The sequence below is a fragment of the Thauera sedimentorum genome (assembly GCF_014489115.1).
In the GTDB taxonomy this organism is placed as follows: domain Bacteria; phylum Pseudomonadota; class Gammaproteobacteria; order Burkholderiales; family Rhodocyclaceae; genus Pseudothauera; species Pseudothauera sedimentorum.
In genome coordinates this window covers 1,191,723-1,208,490 of sequence record NZ_JACTAH010000002.1, presented here as the reverse complement: position 1 = coordinate 1,208,490, position 16,768 = coordinate 1,191,723, and the positions used below count along the sequence as shown (strand labels likewise).

15 protein-coding genes are annotated in these 16,768 nt (G+C 68.1%); 5 read left to right on the top strand and 10 right to left on the bottom strand.

Features of this window, described 5'->3' with window-relative positions; translation table 11 throughout:
• The first annotated feature begins 6 nt into the window (after window positions 1–6).
• A complete protein-coding gene (locus IAI53_RS15410; RefSeq protein WP_187719046.1) occupies window positions 7–768 on the top strand; it encodes a class I SAM-dependent methyltransferase in 762 nt (253 codons plus the stop codon).
• Between the two features lie 96 nt (window positions 769–864).
• On the top strand, window positions 865–1,575 hold the full coding sequence (locus IAI53_RS15405; protein WP_187719045.1) for a nucleotide-binding protein: 711 nt from the start codon (window positions 865–867) through the stop codon (window positions 1,573–1,575).
• 71 nt (window positions 1,576–1,646) lie between these two features.
• Here the strand turns inward: IAI53_RS15405 and IAI53_RS15400 are convergent, their stop codons facing one another.
• Window positions 1,647–2,273 carry a response regulator gene (locus IAI53_RS15400; RefSeq protein ID WP_187719470.1) on the bottom strand — a complete coding sequence of 209 codons (627 nt, stop codon included), beginning with the start codon at window positions 2,271–2,273 and terminating at the stop codon, window positions 1,647–1,649.
• 185 nt (window positions 2,274–2,458) lie between these two features.
• Here IAI53_RS15400 and IAI53_RS15395 point away from each other — a divergent pair, with 185 nt between their 5' ends.
• The 3 genes from IAI53_RS15395 (at window position 2,459) to IAI53_RS15385 (ending at window position 5,874) form a co-directional block, all read left to right on the top strand.
• Window positions 2,459–3,379 (top strand): ABC transporter substrate-binding protein, encoded by a 921-nt coding sequence (locus tag IAI53_RS15395; RefSeq protein WP_187719044.1) that lies wholly within the window; start codon window positions 2,459–2,461, stop codon window positions 3,377–3,379.
• Window positions 3,376–5,283: an ATP-binding response regulator gene (locus IAI53_RS15390; protein WP_187719043.1), complete on the top strand. Its 1,908-nt coding sequence runs from the start codon at window positions 3,376–3,378 to the stop codon at window positions 5,281–5,283. The genes IAI53_RS15395 and IAI53_RS15390 overlap by 4 nt, the downstream gene beginning before the upstream one ends.
• Window positions 5,284–5,433: 150 nt before the next feature.
• Window positions 5,434–5,874 carry a PhaM family polyhydroxyalkanoate granule multifunctional regulatory protein gene (locus IAI53_RS15385; RefSeq protein ID WP_187719042.1) on the top strand — a complete coding sequence of 147 codons (441 nt, stop codon included), beginning with the start codon at window positions 5,434–5,436 and terminating at the stop codon, window positions 5,872–5,874.
• Between the two features lie 55 nt (window positions 5,875–5,929).
• On the opposite strand, the gene IAI53_RS15380 is transcribed toward IAI53_RS15385, so the two are convergent.
• The 9 genes from IAI53_RS15380 to IAI53_RS15340 form a co-directional block, all read right to left on the bottom strand.
• On the bottom strand, window positions 5,930–6,823 hold the full coding sequence (locus tag IAI53_RS15380; RefSeq protein ID WP_187719041.1) for an AEC family transporter: 894 nt from the start codon (window positions 6,821–6,823) through the stop codon (window positions 5,930–5,932).
• Between the two features lie 82 nt (window positions 6,824–6,905).
• Entirely contained in the window at window positions 6,906–8,072 is a 1,167-nt protein-coding gene (locus IAI53_RS15375) for a CaiB/BaiF CoA transferase family protein (RefSeq protein WP_187719040.1), read from the bottom strand.
• A gap of 4 nt (window positions 8,073–8,076) precedes the next feature.
• Window positions 8,077–9,309 (bottom strand): phenylacetate--CoA ligase family protein, encoded by a 1,233-nt coding sequence (locus IAI53_RS15370; RefSeq protein ID WP_187719039.1) that lies wholly within the window; start codon window positions 9,307–9,309, stop codon window positions 8,077–8,079.
• A 109-nt stretch (window positions 9,310–9,418) separates the two neighbouring features.
• Window positions 9,419–10,255 carry an ABC transporter ATP-binding protein gene (locus IAI53_RS15365; protein ID WP_187719038.1) on the bottom strand — a complete coding sequence of 279 codons (837 nt, stop codon included), beginning with the start codon at window positions 10,253–10,255 and terminating at the stop codon, window positions 9,419–9,421.
• 167 nt (window positions 10,256–10,422) lie between these two features.
• Window positions 10,423–11,751: an ABC transporter substrate-binding protein gene (locus IAI53_RS15360; RefSeq protein ID WP_187719037.1), complete on the bottom strand. Its 1,329-nt coding sequence runs from the start codon at window positions 11,749–11,751 to the stop codon at window positions 10,423–10,425.
• A gap of 93 nt (window positions 11,752–11,844) precedes the next feature.
• On the bottom strand, window positions 11,845–12,912 hold the full coding sequence (locus IAI53_RS15355; RefSeq protein WP_187719036.1) for a branched-chain amino acid ABC transporter permease: 1,068 nt from the start codon (window positions 12,910–12,912) through the stop codon (window positions 11,845–11,847).
• 86 nt (window positions 12,913–12,998) lie between these two features.
• Entirely contained in the window at window positions 12,999–13,925 is a 927-nt protein-coding gene (locus IAI53_RS15350) for a branched-chain amino acid ABC transporter permease (protein ID WP_187719035.1), read from the bottom strand.
• Between the two features lie 33 nt (window positions 13,926–13,958).
• A complete protein-coding gene (locus IAI53_RS15345) occupies window positions 13,959–14,783 on the bottom strand; it encodes an ABC transporter ATP-binding protein (protein ID WP_187719034.1) in 825 nt (274 codons plus the stop codon).
• A 10-nt stretch (window positions 14,784–14,793) separates the two neighbouring features.
• Entirely contained in the window at window positions 14,794–16,758 is a 1,965-nt protein-coding gene (locus tag IAI53_RS15340; RefSeq protein WP_187719033.1) for an AMP-dependent synthetase/ligase, read from the bottom strand.
• Window positions 16,759–16,768: the final 10 nt, after the last annotated feature.

Below are 16,768 nucleotides of genomic sequence, written 5' to 3'. Positions count from 1 at the left end.
CCGCCGATGCCCCCTGCCCTCAAGGCCCTCGCCGCCCAGCTCGGCGGCTGGGCGATCGCTTGGCTGCTGGCCCGCAGCGGCCTGCTGCCCGCCGGCCTGTGGGCGCTGGTTGCCGCGCAGGCCGCGGGCGCGGCGCTCGCTGCGGCCGCCCTGCGCAGCGCTCGCTGGTGGCTGCCCATCCACCTCGCGTTCACCCCGCTGGCGGTGCTCGCCCACGGACTGGGCCTGCATCCCGCGTGGTACCTGGGCGTTTTCCTGCTGCTGCTGGCGATCTACTGGACCAGTTTCCGCACCCAGGTGCCGCTCTACCTGAGCAACCGGCACACCGCTGCCGAGGTCGCGCGCTTGTTGCCTGCGGACCGGCCCGCCAGCCTGCTCGACATCGGCAGCGGCACCGGTTCGCTGCTGCGCCCGCTCGCCCGCCTGCGCCCGGACTGCCGGTTCACCGGCATCGAGGCCGCACCCGCACCGCACTGGGTCGCCCGCCTGCTCGGCCTCCGGCTGGGCAATCTGACGCTCGAGCGCGGGGACTTCTTCGCTGCGCCGTGGTCCACCTACGACGTGGTTTACGCCTTCCTCTCCCCGGTACCGATGGCTATGGTGTGGAAGAAGGCATGTGCCGAGATGCGCCCGGACAGCCTGCTGCTGAGCAACAGTTTCCCGGTGCCGGGAGCCGAACCGGCTTTCGTGGTCGAAGTCGCCGACCGGCGCCGCACCCGGCTCTACGCCTACCACCCGGCGGGGCCGGTACGGAAGGGATCGAAATAGGCCGCCTTCCGGCTGCTTTTCTGCCTCTTGCGTGGCGCCCCGGATGCCGATAATGGCATCGTGCGGTCGATGGGCCGCGAGTCAGGGAATGAAGTCATGGCTGAGATCATCTGCATCATTGGCAACAAGGGCGGTACCGGAAAGACCACCCTGTCGCACATGCTCTGCCAGGGGCTGGGGCTGCTCGGGCACCGGTCGGCCTGCGTGCTGACCGACACCTCGCGCGAGCCGCTGACCCCGGAGGGGCGGCGCTACATCACCGCCGACGCGCGCACCCGCGAAGCGCTCACCAAAGTGGTCGACAAGCTGCGCACGCTGGACAACTGGGTCGGCGTCATCGACGGCGGCGGCAACCGCACCGAGATGGACCGCAAGCTGTACGCGCTGTCCGACATCGTGCTGCTGCCCTTCCGCGAGTCGCACGAGGACATCCGCACCGTGCTGCGCGACCTGGAGATGTTCCCGCGCGCCTACGCGGTGCCTTCGCAGTGGCCGGCCAATGCCTGGCAGCGCGAGGCGGCCGACCGCAACGTCGCCCAGCTGATGGGCGCCTACCGCCACCGCATCCTCAAGCCGGTGGGGGCGCTGTCCGCCTCCAAGCTGCTGCTGCAGAAGCAGGTACCCGAGCAGTTGCCCACCCCGCTGGCCAACGCCTGCCGGGCGATTGCCCGCCAGGTGCTGCATGTGCTGGAAATCGACGTGGCCGACGGCGGCGAACTGATCGAGGACGATGAGGACGAGACGGTGCACATCCCGCCGGCCGAAATGCCGTTGCGCCTGAGCCAGGCGGCGCGCCGCTCGCACTGACCCGGATGCGCCGAGGCCCCGTCCGCTGACTGGCGGACGGGGCCTCGTTTTCAATGCCGCGCAGGACGCCCTTACAGGCGCGTGCCGTGGCGCGAGATGACCACCAGCGCCTGGGCGCGGTTGCTGACCTTGAGCGCACGGAAGATGGCCGACATGTGCACCTTCACCGTGCCTTCCGAGAGCCCCAGCAGATCGGCGATCTCGCGGTTGGTCTTGCCCTGCGCGAGCAGTTCCATCACCCGCGTCTGCGCCGGGGTGAGGCCGAAGCGTTCGTTCACCGGCGCTGCGGCACGCTTGCCGGCCGCGTGATCCACATCGGGCAGGTACACGCCGCCGTCCAGCACGGTGCGTACCGCGTCGCAGAGGACTTCGCCCGAACTCGCCTTGGACACGAAACCCGAGGCCCCGCCCTTGATCGCCCGGCGCACCGAAGACGGATCGTCCATCGCCGAAACGACGACCGCGGGCACGTCAGGGAAACGCTTGGCCAGCACCCCGAGCAGGGAGAAACCGTTCATGTCGGGCAACATCAGGTCGACCACCACCAGATCCCAGTCGTCATCGCCCTCCAGCCGGGCGAGCGCCTCGTCGGCTCCGCTGGCCTCCACACACGACATGTCCGGCGCCAGGCGCGACAGCGTCTGCGCAAGTGCCTCGCGCACCAGCGCGTGATCTTCCACGATGAGGATCTTGGTCACCATCTGCTCCAGGGTTCCGGCCGACCGTGCCGGCTGATGCGCGAAGCATAGCACGCAGCCCTGCGCGGATACATCACCCCCCTATCTCGCCGGCCTAAAGTTGGCGACAATCGGGCACCCGGCTTGCACAAAGCATAGCCCCCTTCCGCCCGGACCCGGCCTACCGGAACACTCGACCACCGCCCATGCCGCGCCCTTTCACCTTTCTTGTCCGCCTGCTCGTGCTGGTGCTCGCGCTGTGTGCGGGCGGAACGGCACGCGCCGGCGCACCGGTGCTGCTGGTACTGGGCGACGAGGGCGGTGCGCACGCGGCAACCGCGGAGGCCATTCGCCGGGCACTGCCGCCAGGCACCGCGGTAGATCAGACGAACTGGCAGGCGCTGGGCGGCGAGACGCTGCGCAGCCGGCGGGTCGTCGTCTCGATCGGCGGGCGGGCGGCCCAGGCCGTGGCCGAGGCCGCACCGTCAGCGGCGGTGCTTCACACGCTGCTGACCCGCGCCGGTTTCGCGCGCCTGCCGCCCGCTCCCGACGAAGGCGCGGCGTCGGCGATATTTCTCGACCAGCCGGCGTCGCGCCAGGTTGCGCTGATCCGCCTGGCCCTGCCTGAAGCGCGCCGCCTGGCCCTGCTGTCCGGGCCGAGCAGTGCCGAGCTGATCGACGAACTCGCCGCGGCAGCCCGCCAGCAGGGCTTCGAGCCGGCCCGCGCCACGGTGTCGGCCGACCGCGACCTCTTCCTCGCCCTGCAGCAGGTGTTCACCGAGCCGGCGGTACTGGTCGCCACGCCGGACCCGGCGGTGTTCAACAGCTACACGGTGCAGAACGTCCTGCTCACCGCCTACCGCCACCGCTCGCCGGTGGTCGGCTTCTCCCCGGCCTATGCGCGCGCAGGCGCCTTGCTGGCGCTCTATTCGACCCCAGAACAGATCGGCTCACAGGCCGCGGAAGCGGTCACCGCGGTGCTGGGCGGCGGCCGCCTGCCGCCTCCCGCTCCACCCAGGAGTTTCGAAGTGGGCGTGAACATGAACGTCGCGCGCTCGCTCGGCATCCTGCTCAGCGACGGCGAGACACTCGCCCGCAAGCTGCTGCGCCAGGAGGGTGGGCGATGAAGATCGACTGGGGCGTCCGCGCGCGTGTCATCCTCGCAGCCCTGCTGCCCATGCTGGCGCTGGCCGTGGTGCTGACCGTGTTCTACACCAGCTCGCGCCTGTCCGACCTCGAGGAGGCCCACGCCGCGCGCGGCCTGGCCCTGGCCCGCCAGCTGGCGGCGGCCAGCGAATACGCGGTGTTCGCCGGCAACCGCGAAACCTTGCAGCAGCTCGCCAGCGCCGTGCTGGCGGAGAGCGACGTGGTCGCGGTCAACATCATCGACCCGGGCGGACAGGTGCTGGCGCACAGCGGCCGCGGCGTGACCGCAGGCGGCAGCGACAGCGCAGCGCTCGCCCCGCGCGACCTGCTGCGCATCGTCGAACCGATCGAACCCAGCAACGTCCGGCTCGACGACGCCTTCGGCCTCGGCGAGGAAGCGCCCGGGGCGGCCAACCCTACCACCACGCCTGCGCTCGGCACCGTTGTGCTGGATGTGTCGCGCGAACGTCTCAAGGTACAGCGCAACGAGCTGCTGCAAGCCGCGGCGGTATCGGTGCTGCTGGTGCTGGTGGGCAGCCTCTTGCTGGCCACCTGGCTCAGCCGCGGGGTGAGCGGGCCGATCCGCAGCGTTGCGCGCGCGGTGGCGCGCATCGGCCAGGGGCGGCTGAGCGAGCGCGTGCCCGACACGGGCGGCGGCAGCCTGAAGCTGCTGTCCAACGGGGTGAACGAGATGGCTTCCCGCCTGGAGGAAATGCACGACAACATGGCCCGGCGGATCATGGAAGCCACCGCCGAGCTGCGCGCGCGCAAGGATGAGGCGGAGCAGGCCAACCTGGCGAAATCGCGCTTCCTCGCCGCCGCCAGCCACGATCTGCGCCAGCCGATGCACGCACTCGGGCTGTTCGTCACCGAGCTCGCCCAGCTCTCTCACGCCCCGCAGGCCCGCCATCTGGTGCAGAAGATCGCCGCCTCTGCCGAGGCCATGGAGAACCTGCTCGACAGCCTGCTCGACATCTCCAAGCTCGACGCCGGCGTGCTGCACCCCAACCTGCGGCCATTCCCGCTGCAGCCCATCCTCGACCGCATCGCCGCCGAACAGCGCGACGCGGCCGCCGCCAAGGGCCTGCGCCTGCGGGTGCGGCCGAGCAGCGCCTGGGCGCTGAGCGATCCAGTGCTGTTCGAACGCATCCTCACCAACCTCGCGAGCAACGCGATCCGCTACACCCACGCGGGCGCGGTCATGGTCGCCTGCAGGCCGCGCGGCGGGACACTGCGCGTCGAAGTCCGCGACTCCGGGGTCGGCATCGCTGCGGACGAGCAGGAGATCATCTTCCAGGAGTTCGTCCAGCTCGACAATCCGGAGCGCGCGCGCGACAAGGGTCTGGGGCTCGGCCTGGCCATCGTGCGCCGTCTCACCGACCTGCTCGGCCACCGCCTGTCGCTGCGCTCGGCGCCGGGCAAGGGCTCGGTGTTCAGCCTCGAACTGCCTGCGGCGGAGCCCGACCAAGCCCGCCCCGGCGCCGCGGCCGAGCGCAGCCCGGGCGACCTCGGCGGCTGGCGGATCGCCCTGCTCGAGGACGACCCGCTCGCCCGCGCCGGCATGCAGGGCCTGCTCACCACCTGGGGGTGCGAAGTACAGGCCGCCGCCACCCTGGACGAACTGCTCGCCGCCTATGAGGACGACGCCCTGCCGCCGGAGCTGCTGATCAGCGACTTCCGCCTGCACGGCCCGGCCGACGGCATCGAGATCCTCGCCTGCCTGCGCGCGCGCTGGGGCGCGGAGTTGCCGGCCGTGCTGATCAGCGGCGACACCGGCGCCGAAACGCTCAAGCGGGCCCAGGCCGCCGCCCTGCCCCTGCTGCACAAACCGGTCCGTCCTGCCCGCCTGCGCGCCCTGCTGCACCGCCTGCACGGCGGCCACTGAAGCGGATAACAATCGACTACGCAGGATGCATTCATGCGCATCCCCGTGCGCTTCGGTTAAGATGAAATCAAACGGCGCGCAGAAAGCGCGCGCGCCATCGCACCGGACGGCCGGCGGCCAACCGGGCCATTCACAGGGGGAGTACTTGCCATGTCACAGGAACAATCCGCCCAGGACCCGCTCGAATTCGTCCGCGGGATGTGGAGCAGCATGGGATTCTCGCTACCGGGCATGGTCACGCCCACGCTGGACATCGACGAACTCGACAAGCGCATCGCCGACCTGAAGGCCGTCGAGGGCTGGCTGAAGATGAACCTCAACATGCTGCAGATGAGCACCCAGGGCCTGGAGATGCAGCGCGCCGCGCTCGCCGCGGTGAAGGCGATAAGCGAGCATGCGCGGGAATCCGCTGAGCAGCAGGGCGGCGAGGACGAGACGGCCAATCCCTTCGCGGGCGCCGCCGCGATGTGGCCCTGGAACCTGATGAGCGGCGCGCCGCAGGCCGAAGCCCCGGCCGCCGCCGAAAAACCAGCGGCAGCGGCGCGCAAGAAGCCCAGCAGCCCGCGCAAACCCGCCGCCGGCAAGAAGTAGGCTGCAGCACTACGCAACGCCGCCAGCGGCCCGCGCAGTAGCCTTACTCACATTCTCAGCCGAGCAGGTGCAGCCAGACGCTCAGGCTGCCCACCCCGAGCAGGGTGGAGGCGGAGATCAGCCAGGCCACGCCCGGGCCGTCTCCGCCCATGCGCATGGCCAGGATGTAGGCGGAACTCGCCGACGGCAGCGCGGCGAACAGCACCAGCAAATCGAAGGCCGGCCCGCCGAGGCCGAGGGCCCGGCCCAGGCCCCAGGCCACCATCGGCATCATCGCCAGCTTGACCGCAAGCAGCCAGGCAGACCCGGCCAGCCGGCCGCCCACCTTGCCCCAGCGCAGCGCGGCGCCGACCGCCAGCAGGCCCAGTGCCACGGCGGCATCCCCCAGGCGTTCGAGCACCGCGGCGAGCGGCGCGGCCGGCTCCAGCCCGGCCAGATTGCACGCCAAACCGGCCAGGGTGGCGATCACCAGCGGATTGCGCGCCAGTTCGCGCCACAGCCCGCCCTGCCCGTGACGCGCGAGCACGCTGACCGCCAGGATGTTGGCGAAAGGCACCATCATGCCGCTCAGCGCCCCCATGGTCGCCACCCCCAGCGCGCCGTGCAGTTTGCCGGCGATGGCAATGCCGATATAGGTATTGAAGCGGTAGGCGCACTGAAGCCGGGAAGCGAAGGCGATGGCCGACAAACCCATCAGCGGGCGCCCCAGCCAGCCGAGCGCGAAGCCGGACAGCAGCACGCCCAGCCCGCCGGCAAACAGCGGCAGCATCCGACCCGGGTCTATCGTCACGCTGGCCAGCGCATTGAACAGCAGCGCCGGGAACAGCACGAAGTAGACCAGTTTTTCCAGCCCGGTCCACAGCGCGTCGGCGTCGAGCAGGGTGCGGCGCAGCAATGCGCCGAGCAGGATGAGCGAGAAATCGGGGAGCAGCAGGAGCAGGCTTTGCATCCGCGAAGCCTACCGCAGGCCGCGGCGCCGCGCGCTACGTAGGATTACGCAGCGCGGACGCGGGCCACCGCGCAGTTGGCGCTCAGATCACCCGTGCTGCGCGCAGGCGGGCGACCTCGGCGGCATCCAGGCCCAGTTCGGCGAGCAGTTCCTCGGTATGCTCGCCGGCGGCCGGCGCCGGGCTGAAGGACGCCGGAGCGTGCTCCGAGAGCCTCACCGGGGGGCCGAACTGGGTCACCCCGTCCACCTCGACGACCATGCCGCGGGCGTTCAGCTGCGGGTCCCGCAGGCTTTCCTGCAGATGCAGGACCGGGGTGACGCAGCAATCGACCTTGTCGAACACCGCGGTCCATTCGGCCTGGGTGCGCGAGCGGAAGATGGCCGCAAGCTCGGCGCGCGCACGCGCGCCCTGCTCGCCGGTCGCGAGATGCGCGGGCTTGAGGTCCGCGCGGCCGATGGTGTCGCAGACAAGATGCCAGAACTTCTCTTCGAGCGCCCCCACCGCCATGTGGCGGCCGTCGGCGGTCTCATACACGCCATAGCAGGGCACCCCGCCAGTGAGCAGATCCTCGCCGCGCGGCTTCACCGCGCCGTGGGCGAGGACTTCGGCGAGCGGGAAGATGGCGTGGGCAAAGGCGGCGTCGGTCATCGACACGTCGACATGGCGCCCCTGCCCGCTGGTACGCGCATCGATCACCGCCACCAGCAGGCCGACCAGGCCGCTCAGCGTGCCGCCCAGCAGGTCGCCGATCTGCAGGTTGGAGACGGCCGGCGCCCCGCCCGCGGTGCCGATCTGGTCGAGCACCCCGGCGTAGCCGATGTAGTTGATGTCGTGGCCGGCGCGCTGGGCGTAGGGGCCATCCTGGCCATAGCCGGAAATGCTGCAGTACACCAGGTGCGGATTGCGCGCGGCCAGCGCCGCGTAGCCCAGGCCGAGCTTGTCCATGACGCCGGGGCGGAAGCCTTCCACCAGCACGTCGGCGTCGTCCACCAGGCGCAGCAGGAGCTCGCGCCCGGCGTCCTGCTTGAGGTCCAGGCGGATGCTGCGCTTGCCGCGGTTGACGATGCGGTAGAAGTAGCTGGTGTCGCCGCGCATCGCCCCCATGCTGCGGGCGTAGTCGCCGGCGCCGGTGTCTTCCACCTTGATGACGTCGGCGCCGTAGTCGGCCAGGTGCTGGGTGGCGAGCGGGCCGGGCAGCAGGCGGGTGAGGTCCAGCACCCGCAGGCCGGCGAGCGGAGCGGCGCGCACCGTCTTACTCGTACTTGCGCAGATCGTCGATGACCTTGCCGTCGTTGGCCAAGCTGCCCGGTGCGCAAAGCACCACCTCGCCGCGCAGCTTGGTGACCTCGCGGATGGTGGCGGTGAGCTGCTCGGCCAGCGCCGCATCGGTGGCGCGGGTCTCGCAGTGCAGGGTCATGCGGTCGTTGAGCCCCGGGTTTTCCACCACCAGCCGGGCACGATCGACCTGCGGGTGGCGGCGGACGATGTCGGCTACCTGGCTGGGGTGCACGAACATGCCCTTGATCTTGGTGGTCTGGTCGGCGCGCCCCATCCAGCCCTTGATGCGCAGGTTGCTGCGCCCGCAGGGGGATTCGCCCGGCAGCAGCGCGGACAGGTCGCCGGTGCCGAAACGGATCAGCGGGTAGTCGGGGTTGAAAGTGGTGACCACGACCTCGCCGACCTCGCCGGGGGCAACCGGGTCGCCGGTGCCGGGGCGGACGATCTCGAGGATGATGTCCTCATCCACCACCATGCCCTCCCGGGCCGGCGTCTCGTAGGCGATCAGGCCGATGTCCGCGGTGGCATAGGCCTGGTAGGCCTGGATGCCGCGTGCGGCGAGCGCGTCGCGCTGGCTGGGCGGAAAGGCCTCGCCGGAGACGAAGGCCTTGGTGAAGGACGGCGCCACGCCGAGTTCCTCGGCCTTGTCGAGGATGATGCGCAGGAAGGACGGTGTGCCGGTGTAGGCCGTGGGCTGCAGGTCGGCCATCGCAGCGACCTGCTGCTCGGTCTGGCCGACGCCGGCCGGGAACACCGTGCAGCCGAGCGCATGCGCGGCGGTTTCCATCATCGAGCCGGCGGGCGTGAAGTGATAGGAAAAGGTGTTGTGCACCAGATCGCCTTCACGGAAGCCCGCAGCGAACAGCGCACGCGCCAGCCGGTAGTAGTCGGCCCGCGCACCTTCGGGTTCGTACAGCGGCCCGGGCGAGGCGAACACACGGCGGCAGTCGCGCCCCCAGCGGGCCGCGGCGAAGCCGCCGAAGGGGCGCGCCGCCTTCTGCTGCTCGAGCAGCTCGGACTTGCGGGTCACCGGCAGGCGGGCAAGCGCCTCGCGGGAGGTGATCGCCGCCGGATCGATGTCGGCGAGCAGGCTGGCGAAGGCCGGCGCATTCGCCTTGGCGTGGGCGATCTGCGCCGGCAGGCGGGCGAACAGATCGGCCTCGCGTTCGGCCTGCGGGCGGGTTTCGCGCTGGTCGTGATATTCCATGGAACTTTCCCGGTCGCCCCGCCCCCCCCGGGGCGGTACAACGAATGTCGGAAGCACGAGTGGGGGGCTGTATGCGTGCATGGCTTGCCGTCGTCTGTACTGCGCTGCGTCAGGAGAGCCAGCGCTTGCGCCGGCGGTAGTGCTTGACCTCGCGGAAGCTCTTGCGCCCCTCGCCCGACAGGCCGAGGTAGAACTCCTTCACGTCCTCGTTGTTGGCCAGGTCCTTGGCGGCCCCTTCCATCACCACGCGGCCGTTCTCCAGGATGTAGCCGAAGTCGGCGTAGCGCAGCGCGACCATGGTGTTCTGCTCGGCCAGCAGGAAGCTCACGCGTTCCTTGCTGTTGAGGTCCTTCACGATCTCGAAGATCTCCTCGACGATCTGCGGGGCCAGGCCCATGGACGGTTCGTCCAGCAGGATCATCTCCGGCTTGGCCATCAGCGCCCGGCCGATGGCGCACATCTGCTGCTCGCCGCCCGAGGTGTAGCCGGCCTGCGAACTGCGGCGCGTCTTCAGGCGCGGGAAGTAGTGGTACACCTTCTCCAGGCTGTCCTTGAGCTCGCCGCGCGAGATGCTGCGCGTGTAGGCACCGGTGAGCAGGTTCTCCTCGATGGTCAGGTGGCCGAAGCAGTGGCGCCCTTCCATCACCTGGATGACGCCGCGCTTGACCAGCTCGTTGGGCGTCATCTGGTCTACCCGTGCGCCCTTGAACTCGATGCTGCCCTTGGTGACGTCGCCGCGTTCGGCGCGCAGCAGGTTGGAGATCGATTTCAGTGTGGTGGACTTGCCCGCGCCGTTGGCCCCGAGCAGCGCAACGATGCCGCCCTGCGGCACCTCGAAGGACACCCCCTTGAGCACCAGGATGACGTGGTCGTAGATGACCTCGATGTTGTTGACGCTGAGGTAGGGCGCCGCGCTCGCCGCGGCAGTGGTGTTGGCTGTATTCATCTGTCGTGTCGCCTCTTGTCTCCGTCCCACCTCCCCGGAACATCCCGGAAAGGGTCTGCAGGCGGCACCGCTTCGTTCTCTGCGGCGCGATGCAGCCTGCAGACCCCCCCAAACGGGGGAGTCTTGCGCCGCGCGCCACCCGAGGCGGCGCGCGGCGCGTCACGCGATTACATCTCCTTGGAGCAGTCGCGCGGGGTGATGCCCTTCTCCTTGGCGTAGGCCGCCGCGGATTCCTCGATCATGCCGCGCACCAGCTGGCGGTCACCCGAGACCCAGTCGGACACGACGTTCCACTTGGCGCCGTCCCATTGCTGGAACTTCACCACGCCGGCGCCTTCGTGATCCTCGCAGCTCACCTTCAGCTCGGGCATGAAGCCATCGGCGCCCAGGGCGCTCAGACGGGCGTTGTCGATCTTCAGGTTCTCGAAGCCCCAGCGCACCTGCTCGCCGGTCAGCGGCTTGCCCTTGCCGAACTTCTCCTGGGCGGTACGGATGGCTTCCACGGTGATGATGCCGTGCACCACGCCACGGTTGTAATACACGCTGCCGACACGGGACTTGTCTTCCATATTGCCGACGTTCTTGCCGTACACGTGCTGCTGGATGTCCTTGATCACCGGGTAGTTGGCACCGGCCACGTTGAAGCCAGCGGCGGTGAAGCCCTTGGCGGCATCGCCCGCCGGCACGGTGTCTTCCTCGGCACCGGACCACCACACGCCGATCATCTTGTCACGCGGGAAACCGGTACGCGCGGCGGTGCGCAGCGCGGTCGGGTTCATCACGCCCCAGCCCCACAGCACCACGTAGTCCGGGCGCATCTGGCGGATCTGCAGCCACTGCGACTGCTGCTCGTTGCCCGGGTGGGCCACGGCGATCTTCTCGACGGTGAAGCCGTGCTTGGCGGCCAGCTTGTCCATGATCGCGTGCGATTCCTTGCCGTAGGCGGAATCGTGGTACAGCAGGCCGATCTTCTTGCCCTTGAGCTTGTCGGCACCGCCTTCCTTGCTGGCGATGTAGTTGACGATGGCAGAAGCCTGCGACCAGTAGGTGGTGATCAGCGGGAAGACCCACGGGAACACACGGCCGTCGGCCGCATCGGTACGGCCGTAGCCCATGGTCACCAGCGGGATCTTGTCCTCGGCGACCTTCTCCAGCACCGAGTAGGTGATGCCGGTGGACAGCGGCTGGAACACGGAATTGCCGGTGGCGCCCTTGTTCTTCAGACGCTCGTAGCACTCCACGCCACGGGCGTTGTTGTACTCGGTCTCGCACTCTTCCCAGGTCAGCTTGACGCCGTTGATGCCGCCGTCGCGCTGGTTGATCAGCTGCATGTAATCGATCCAGCCACCGTAGATGCCGGAGCCGCCGGCGGCGTAGGGGCCGACGCGGTAGCTGGGCAGGCCGATGAACTGCTCCTGGGCAGCGGCATAGCCGGTGGTCAGCAGACCGGCGGCGACGGCGCCGGCGACCAGGGTCTTGCGGAAACTGAACTTCATAACGTGCCTCCTCTCTTTTGATTGGTACCCTGCTGTAACGCTTTCATCCGGCCGGGAGCAGGGCCCGGCCTGGAATTCGAAATGATTTGCGGATCAGTGCGGGAACGGCCACAGGCGCAGCTTTTCCTTGGCAATCTGCCACAGGCGGGCCATGCCGTGCGGTTCGACGATCAGGAAGAAGATGATCAGCGCACCGAAGATCATCAGCTCCAGGCTGGAACCGAAGCCCGGCGGCAGCGCGGCGCCGACCGCCGAATGCAGCACCACGTTCAGGAAGATCGGCAGCAGCACGATGAAGGCCGCACCGAGGAAGGAGCCCATGATGGAGCCCACCCCGCCGATGATGATCATGAACAGGATGCGGAAGGACAGGTCGAGGTTGAAGCCTTCCGGCTCCACCGTACCGAGGTAGGTGTAGGCGTACAGCGCGCCGGCCACGCCGCAGTAGAAGGACGACACTGCGAAGGCCTGCAGCTTGGTGCGCATCAGGCGGATGCCGATGACCTCGGCGGCCACGTCCATGTCACGTACCGCCATCCACTTGCGGCCGGTGGTCGAGCGCACCATGTTCTTGGCGATCAGTGCCATCACCGTGACGATGACCAGGGTGAGCAGGTACTTGGCTTCCGGCGTGACGAAGGCGTAGCCGAGGATGTTCACCTCCTGGGCGGAGATCACCCCCGAGCTCGAGTAGTTGGAAAACCACGGGAACTTGACCAGCGCCCAGACGATGAAGAACTGCGCCGCCAGCGTCGCCACCGCCAGGTAGAAGCCCTTGATGCGCAGCGAGGGCAGACCGAACAGGATGCCCACCACCGCCGCACACAGGCCGCCGAGCACAACCGCCACGATGAACGGGATGCCATCGACGCGCAGCATGAAGTTGTAGGTGGCGAAGGCGCCCACCGCCATGAAGGCCGCCGAACCGAGCGAGAGCTGCCCGGCGTAGCCGGTGAGGATGTTCAGGCCCAGCGCGGCGAGCGAGAAGATCAGGGTGGGAATCAGGATGGCCTGCAGCCAGTACTGGTCGGCCACCATGGGCACCACCAGGAAGAAGAAGGCCATCAGCGCGATGAACCCGATGCGATCCTGGCGGATCGGGAAGATCTGCGCGTCTTCCTGGTAACTGGCCTTGAACTGGCCGGCTTCACGGTAAAGCATGCGTTGTCTCCGAGCTTATGTCTGTTGTTCGGTGTGCTCCCCTTCCCCGGGCTGCGCCCTGGCGGGCGCCCCCCGGGAGAGGGCGGTCACACTCTGTCGATATGCTTCTCGCCGAACAGGCCTTCCGGACGGATCAGCAGGAAGAACATCGCCAGGATGTACGGGAACCACGACTCGATGCCGCCGCCGACGAAGGGGCCGATGTACACCTCGGCGAGCTTCTCCGAGGCGCCGATGATCAGCCCGCCCAGGATGGCGCCCGGCACCGAGGTGAAGCCGCCGAGGATCAGCACCGGCAGGGCCTTCAGCGCGGTGAAGGTGAGCGCGAACTGCACCCCGCTGCGGGCACCCCAGATCAGGCCGGCGATCAGCGCCACGAAACCGGCAACGCCCCAGACGATCGCCCAGATGTGCTTGAGCGGGATACCCACCGACAGCGCGGCCTGGTGGTCGTCGGCCACCGCACGCAGGGCGCGGCCCACCCGGGTGTATTGGAACATCAGCGCCAGCACGACGAACATCACCAGGGCCATGCCCGCAGCGATGAGGTCGAACTTGGAGATGATCATGTTGTACTCGTCGAGCATCCACATGATCGGCTCGTCGGCAATGCCCAGTTCCAGGCCGCGCACGTTCGCGCCCCAGAATGCCTGCGCCAGGCCTTCGATGAAGAAGGTCAGGCCGATGGTGGCCATGAACAGGGTGATCGGCGGCTGGTTCACCAGCTTGCGCAGCACCACCTTCTCGGTGGCGATGCCCAGCACGATCATCGAGGCCAGGGCCAGCGCGAAGGCCAGCCAGAACACAAGACCGCTGCCCGGCTCGAGCCCGAACCATCCCGGCAACACCTCGGTGAAGCCGACGAAGGTCAGCGCGGCGAAGAACACCATCGCCCCCTGGGCGAAGTTGAACACCCCGGATGCCTTGAAAATCAGCACGAAACCGAGCGCGACCAGCGCATACAGCACGCCCGAGAGCAGGCCGCCGATCAGCACTTCGAAAAAGAACGTCATCGTTGTCTCCTTATCCTTCTGCCGTCGGCGTGCTCAGTGCGAGGTGCCCAGGTAGGCGGCGATCACTTCCGGATTGCTCTTGACCTCGTCGGGCGTGCCGTCGCCGATCTTCTTGCCGTAGTCGAGCACCACCACGCGGTCGGAGATGTCCATGACCACGCCCATGTCGTGCTCGATCAGCACGATGGTGGTGCCGAACTGGTCATTCACGTCGAGGATGAAGCGGCACATGTCCTGCTTCTCTTCCACGTTCATGCCGGCCATCGGCTCGTCGAGCAGCAGCAGTTCCGGCTCGGCGGCCAGCGCGCGGGCCAGTTCCACCCGCTTCTGCAGGCCGTAGGGCAGGCGCCCCACCGGGGTCTTGCGGATGCTCTGGATCTCGAGGAAGTCGATGACCTCCTCCACCTTCTTGCGGTGCTCGATCTCTTCCTTCTGCGCCTTGCCGAAATAGAGCATGTGCGACAGCAGGCCGGCGTTCATCTTCATGTGGCGGCCGGTCATGATGTTGTCGAGCACGCTCATGCCCTTGAACAGCGCGATGTTCTGGAAGGTGCGCGCAATGCCCTGGGAGGCCGCCATGTAGGGCTCCATCTCGCGGCGCTGCTCGCCACGGAAGATGATCTGGCCTTCCTGCGGGTGGTACACCCCGTTGATCACGTTGAGCATCGAGCTCTTGCCGGCGCCGTTGGGGCCGATGATCGCGCGGATCTCGTGCTCGCGGACGTCGAAGCTGATGTCGGTCAGCGCCTTCACGCCGCCGAAACGCAGCGAAATGTTCTGCAGGTCGAGGATCACCTCACCGATCCGGCGACCCGCGGCCGCCCCGGTGTCGGCTTGTGCCATGTCATTCATCATCATCCCTGTCTCCTCAAGCGGCCTGCTGCGCGGCGCGCGAAGCGAAGGTCTTGGCCTCCTCGATGCGCAGCGTGGCGGCGATCTTGCCCTCGCGGCCGTCCTCGTACTTCACCGGCGTCTCGATGTACTGCTCCTTGCGCCCTTCGTAGAGCGCGTCGATCAGCACCGCGTAGCGCTCGGAGATGAAGTTGCGGCGCACCTTGCGGGTGCGGGTCAGCTCGCCGTCGTCGGCATCCAGCTCCTTGTGCAGGACCAGGAAGCGCTTGATCTGGCTGGCGCTCATCATCGGGTCGGAAGCCAGCTCGGCATTGACCTTCTCGATGCCCTCGCGGATCAGTTCATACACCGCGTCCTGCTGCGCCAGGTCGGTATAGCCGGAGTAGGCCATGCCCTTGCGCTCGGCCCAGTTGCCCACGGCTTCGAGGTCGATGTTGATGAAGGCGGTGACGAAGTCTCGGCCGTTGCCGAAGGCCACCGCTTCCTTGATGTGCTGGAAGAACTTGAGCTTGTTCTCGATGTAGTTGGGCGCGAACATCGAGCCGTCGGTGAGCTTGCCCACGTCCTTGGCACGGTCGATGATCTTCAGGTGGCCTTCCTCGTCGAAGAAGCCCGCGTCGCCGGTCATGAAGTAGCCGTCGGCGTTGATCGATTCGGCGGTGGCGTCCGGGCGCTTGTAGTAGGCCTTGAGCAGCATCGGGCCCTTGACCAGGATCTCGCCGTTGTCGGCGAGCTTGACCTCGACGTTGGGTGCCGGCTTGCCGACCGAATCGAGCTTGATCTGGCCGTCGGGCTGCAGGCACACATAGGCGCAGGTCTCGGTCTGGCCGTAGAGCTGCTTCAGGTTGATGCCGATGGAGCGGTAGAAGCGGAAGAGATCCGGGCCGATCGCCGCACCGGCGGTATAGGCCACGCGGATGCGGCTCATGCCCAGCACGTTCTTCAGCGGCCCATACACGAACAGGTTGCCGAGCGCGTACTGGAAACGGTCGGCCGAGGACACCGGCTTGCCGTCGAGGATCTCGGCGCCGCAGCGGCGGGCGACCTCCATGAAGTGATGGAAGAGCTTGCGCTTGATCCAGCCGGCGTCCTCCATGCGGATCATCACCTGGGTGAGCAGGTTCTCGAACACGCGCGGCGGGGCGAAGTAGTAGGTCGGACCGATCTCGCGCAGGTCGGTCATCACCGTCTCGCCGGACTCCGGGCAGTTGATCGCGAAGCCGGCCACCATGGCCTGCGCGAAGGAGAACAGGTGATCGCCCACCCAGGCCATCGGCAGGTAGGAGAGGATGTCTTCCTGGTCGGTCAGGCGGTCGAACTCGACGCCGCCCTTGGCCGCGGCGATGAAGGCGCCGTGGGTCTGGCACACACCCTTGGGCTTGCCGGTGGTGCCGGAGGTGTACAGCATCACCGAGATGTCGTCCGGCGCGCCCTTGGCGATCTCGCCGTCGAGGAAGTCGCTCTGGTTGCGGTCGTGGATGCGACCCATCTCCTGCAGCTCGTCCAGGCCCATCAGCAGGGTCTGGGTGTAGTGGCGCATGCCGCGCGGGTCGTCGTAGACCACGTGCTCGAGGAAGGGCACGTCGGGCTGGATCTCCAGCATCTTGTCGACCTGTTCCTGGTCCTCGACCACCGCGAACTTGATCTCGGCGTCCTGCAGCACATAGACCATTTCCTGCGCCACCGCGTCCTGGTAGAGCATCACCGGGATGCCGCCCAGGCACTGGCAGGCAGCCACCGACCAGTACAGACGCGGGCGGTTGTCGCCGATCACCGCCAGGCGGTCGCCGCGCTTGAAGCCCAGCTCGGCCAGGCCGCAGGCGATGGCCCGCACGTTCTCGGCCACTTCGCCCCAGGTGTAGGTCTGCCAGATGCCGTATTCCTTCTCGCGCATCGCCGGCCGGTTGGGGCGCACCTTGGCGTGGTGCATCAGCAGACGCGGAAAGGTATCCAGCGCGGTTTGCCCGGTAGAGTCGGACATACCCAATCCT